Origin of the sequence: Protofrankia symbiont of Coriaria myrtifolia (genome assembly GCF_900634755.1) — a bacterium.
Taxonomy (GTDB): Bacteria; Actinomycetota; Actinomycetes; order Frankiales; family Frankiaceae; genus Protofrankia; species Protofrankia coriariae.
The window spans coordinates 1-3782 of sequence record NZ_CAAAFS010000263.1 but is presented as its reverse complement, the minus strand read 5'-3'; the positions used below and the strand labels follow the sequence as shown (position 1 = coordinate 3782).

Genomic DNA, 3782 nt, shown 5'->3' with positions numbered 1-3782 from the left:
AAGCACGTATTTCCGGTCAATTTATTTTCCCGGGTGTTCCGGAACTGTTCTCAGCCATCCGGACGACCGGCGACGACACGACCATGCCCACGTCCCGCCGCCGGTGTTCCGACCATGTTTGTTTTGTTTGTTCTTCGCCGCTCCGACCGCCGCGGTCCGGCCGGCCCGGCCGCGGCGGCGGGCGGTCGAATCACCGGACGGGCGGAGCGGGCGCGGGATGTTCCCGCCGCCGGCCCCGCCCGTCGGATGTCCCGTCGGACGTCTGGTCGGTCGTCCGGTCGAACGTTCGCCAGATGTTCGTCAGACGTCCGTCAGATGTCGTAGTAGAGCTGGAACTCGTACGGATGCGGCCGGAGCCGGATCGCGTCGACCTCGTTCTTGCGCTTGTAGTCGATCCACGTCTCGATCAGGTCGGGGGTGAAGACGTTCCCCTCGGTCAGGAACTCGTGGTCGGCCTCGAGCGCGTCGAGTACCTTCTCCAGCGATCCGGGCACCTGCGGCACAGCGGCCAGCTCGTCCGGGGGAAGGTCGTAGAGGTCCTTGTCGATCGGGTCCGGCGGCTCGATCTTGTTACGGATCCCGTCCACGCCGGCCATCAACATCGCGGCGAAGGCCAGGTACGGGTTGCAGCTCGGGTCGGGGACCCGGAACTCGATCCGCTTCGCCTTGGGCGAGACGCCGCTGAGCGGTATGCGGCAGCTGGCCGAACGGTTACGCGCCGAATAGACCAGGTTGACCGGTGCCTCATAGCCCGGCACCAGCCGTCGGTAGGAGTTCGTGGTCGGATTGGTGAACGCCAGCAGCGCCGGCGCGTGGTGCAACAGCCCACCGATGTAGAAGCGGGCGAGCTCCGACAGGCCACCGTAGCCGCTCTCGCTGTAGAACAGCGGCTCGTCACCCTGCCACAGGCTCTGGTGGACGTGCATCCCCGAGCCGTTGTCCTCGAAGAGCGGCTTCGGCATGAAGGTCACGGTCTTGCCACGGGCGACCGCGACATTACGAATGATGTACTTGTAGAGCATCAGGTTGTCGGCGGTCCGCAGCAGAGTGTCGTAACGAATGTCTATCTCCGCCTGCCCGGCGGTGCCCACCTCGTGATGCTGCATCTCGACGGTGACCCCGGCCCTTATCAGGGTCCGGGTCATCTCCGAGCGCAGGTCGGTGAAGTGGTCGGTCGGCGGAACCGGGAAATAACCCCCCTTGAACCTGGGCTTGTAGCCGAGGTTCCCACCCTCCTCCTTACGGGCGGTGTTCCAGGCCGCCTCGACGGAGTCCACGGCGTGCAGGGAGCCATATGGATTGTAGTCGTAGCGTACGTCGTCAAATATGTAGAACTCCGCCTCCGGGCCGAAGTAGGCGGTGTCCGCGAAACCGGTGCCCCGCAGGTAGGCCTCGGCCTTCCTCGCGGTGTTGCGCGGGTCCCGGGAGTACTCCTCCCGAGTGATCGGGTCATGGATGAAGAAGGTTATCGCGAGCGTCGGGTGCTCACGGAACGGATCGACGAAGGCCGTGGTCGGATCCGGTAGCAGCAGCATGTCGGACTCGTGGATCGCCTGGAACCCGCGTATCGAGGACCCGTCGAACATCAGGCCGTCGGTGAACACCGACGCGGAGAAGACCTCGACCGGGATCGTAAAGTGCTGCAGAATCCCAGGAAGGTCACAGAAGCGAACGTCGACGAATTCGATGTTCTGGTCCGCGATGTAGCGAAGTACGTCCTCGGCGTTTGTGAACATCCACCCTCCAAGGGAGCTTCATGGCCGTGTGGATAGGAAGGATACGCCATGCCCCGATGCGGACCGTAACGCCGCATGGTTCCGCAAACATGACGAAGTCGTTTCGCGACTGTAACACAGCAGGAAATTGTTACTCTGGGCGACTGGATTTTCGGGGCGGTCGCCGGGAGCGGGACCGGGCATAGGCTTACGCCGTGGGACGCGCACTCGGAAACTGGCTGGAAGGTTCGCAACTTCCCCGGGACACCCCGCCCGGCGTCCGCCTCGGCCTGCCGGCGGACGGTCCCGGCTCGGCGGTCGGCGCTGGTCCCCGGCTGGCCGCGTTCGCGGTGGACGCCATCATCGCCAACCTGCTGGTCGGCGTCCCGGTGCTGTTCGGGCTGCGGTATTCCGTCAACGCCCGGGGGCTCGCCGTCTACCTCGCCTTCCTGCTGGAGGAGTTCATCCTGATCGCGGTCAACGGGCAGACCATCGGGATGCGCATGCTCGGTGTCCGGGTCATCCGGGTACGCGACCACCGCCCGGCGGGATGGTTCTGGAGCGCGGTCCGTACCGTGCTGCTGGCCCTGGCCGTACCGGCCTTCATCTGGGACCGGGACCTGCGCGGCACCCACGACCGCGCGGCCGGCACTGTGGTCATCCGCGACCCCGCCCGCGCCACCTCCGGCCATCCCGCCTCCGGCCGGAACGGAGCCGAGCGTACCCCCGGCCGGGGCGGAGCCGACCGCCCCGCTCCCGGGCAGCGCAGGCCCGCCCAGCGCAAGCCCGGACGTCCCGACCCCGCACAGCCCAGGCCCAGGCGTCGTCCCGACCCCGGAGCGCAAAGGCCCACACATCGACCCGCGGAGTAAACGCATCGGCCCGTGGGACGAACCGGCTGACGTCGCCCTCGTCCGGATTCGGACGAACGCCCCCACGCCCGCTCCCGCGGAGCGGACTCTCCAGCGATGGGACCTGCCCCAGGGCAGGATCTCCCATGCCCACTCTCGCGGAGCGGGCCCCGCGGCTCCTCACATGAGCCGATCTTCGCGTACGGGCCCGGCATGCGGCGGCCTCCCACCCGCAGTCCCGGGCGTACCTGCCACCCTCCCAGCCGTCCTGAGAACCCCCGAAGGACGTGAATGCGCTGCTGCTCTGACAGCAGCAAACTCACATCGTTCGTACGTGCCGTTCGGGACCGGTTCGTGCGGCGGGCTTGTTTTGCGGTGGTCGGGATGGTCGGGACAGTCGGGATGCGTAGGCGCTGGGTTGGCCGCGAGTGGTTCGGGTCTCGCTGGTACGAGGAGCCGTGGCTGAGGCAAGCTGACAGAATGTCCGACGTCACTTCCATTCCCGCCACGCATCGTGATCTGCTGGAGACGCCGAGCGCGGCCGCGTTCACGACCGTCGGCGCCGCCGGCTACCCGCAGACGACGGCCATCTGGTTCCTTCTCGACGGCGACGTGGTGCGCACGTCGCTGCACCGGTCGCGGCAGAAGTACCGCAACGTCGTCGACCACCCCCAGGCGACCCTCTTCCTGATCGATCCCACCAACCCGTTCCGCACCCTGGAGGTGCGTGGCGACGTCACGCTTGAGGACACCAGCGACACGTCGTTCCTGGAACGCCTGCTCGTGCACTACGGCCAGACGCTGGAGACGTTCCCGGCGCCAACCGACAACCGCGTCCTGCTGACGCTGACCCCGCGGCGCATCGTCGCCAACGGATAGCTCGCGGCCCGCGGGACGAACCTGGGACGCCCCGAAGGATGTGAATGCGGTGCTGCTCCGACAGCAGCGCATTCACATCCTTCGTGCTGTTTGGGATGGTTTGCGGGGTGGATTGTCCTGTGATGATCGCGGTGGCCCGGCCGCGGGCCGTCGCGCATCTGTGGCCCGGCGATCAGTGGTGGGCGGTGGCCCGGCGACGGCTCTGGAGAAGGAGCGCGTGGGGGAGGCCTGGGGTGAGGGTGGGAGTGCTTCTTGTTCGCGATCTCCGGGGGAGATTGCGAACCCCATGTGGCGGCCGGCCCTCGAGGTAGGGGTCCCCGAATTTTCGCCCAGGCGA

At 67.1% G+C, this 3782-nt stretch carries 3 protein-coding genes; 2 read left to right on the top strand and 1 reads right to left on the bottom strand.

The features are described from left to right. Positions 1–311: 311 nt before the first annotated feature. Complete coding sequence (gene glnA, locus CM1CMNOD_RS14920; RefSeq protein WP_013874430.1) at positions 312–1736, bottom strand: type I glutamate--ammonia ligase; 1425 nt, start codon at positions 1734–1736, stop codon at positions 312–314. A 194-nt stretch (positions 1737–1930) separates the two neighbouring features. Here glnA and CM1CMNOD_RS14915 point away from each other — a divergent pair, with 194 nt between their 5' ends. Then, positions 1931–2587: an RDD family protein gene (locus CM1CMNOD_RS14915; protein ID WP_013874429.1), complete on the top strand. Its 657-nt coding sequence runs from the start codon at positions 1931–1933 to the stop codon at positions 2585–2587. 459 nt (positions 2588–3046) lie between these two features. Then, positions 3047–3445 carry a PPOX class F420-dependent oxidoreductase gene (locus CM1CMNOD_RS14910; protein ID WP_043603803.1) on the top strand — a complete coding sequence of 133 codons (399 nt, stop codon included), beginning with the start codon at positions 3047–3049 and terminating at the stop codon, positions 3443–3445. Positions 3446–3782: the final 337 nt, after the last annotated feature.

Coding starts and splice junctions, on each gene's coding strand:
- glnA (WP_013874430.1), bottom strand. CDS start 1,736: ATGTTCACAAACGCCGAGGACGTACTTCGCTACATCGCGGACCAGAAC.
- CM1CMNOD_RS14910 (WP_043603803.1), top strand. CDS start 3,047: ATGTCCGACGTCACTTCCATTCCCGCCACGCATCGTGATCTGCTGGAG.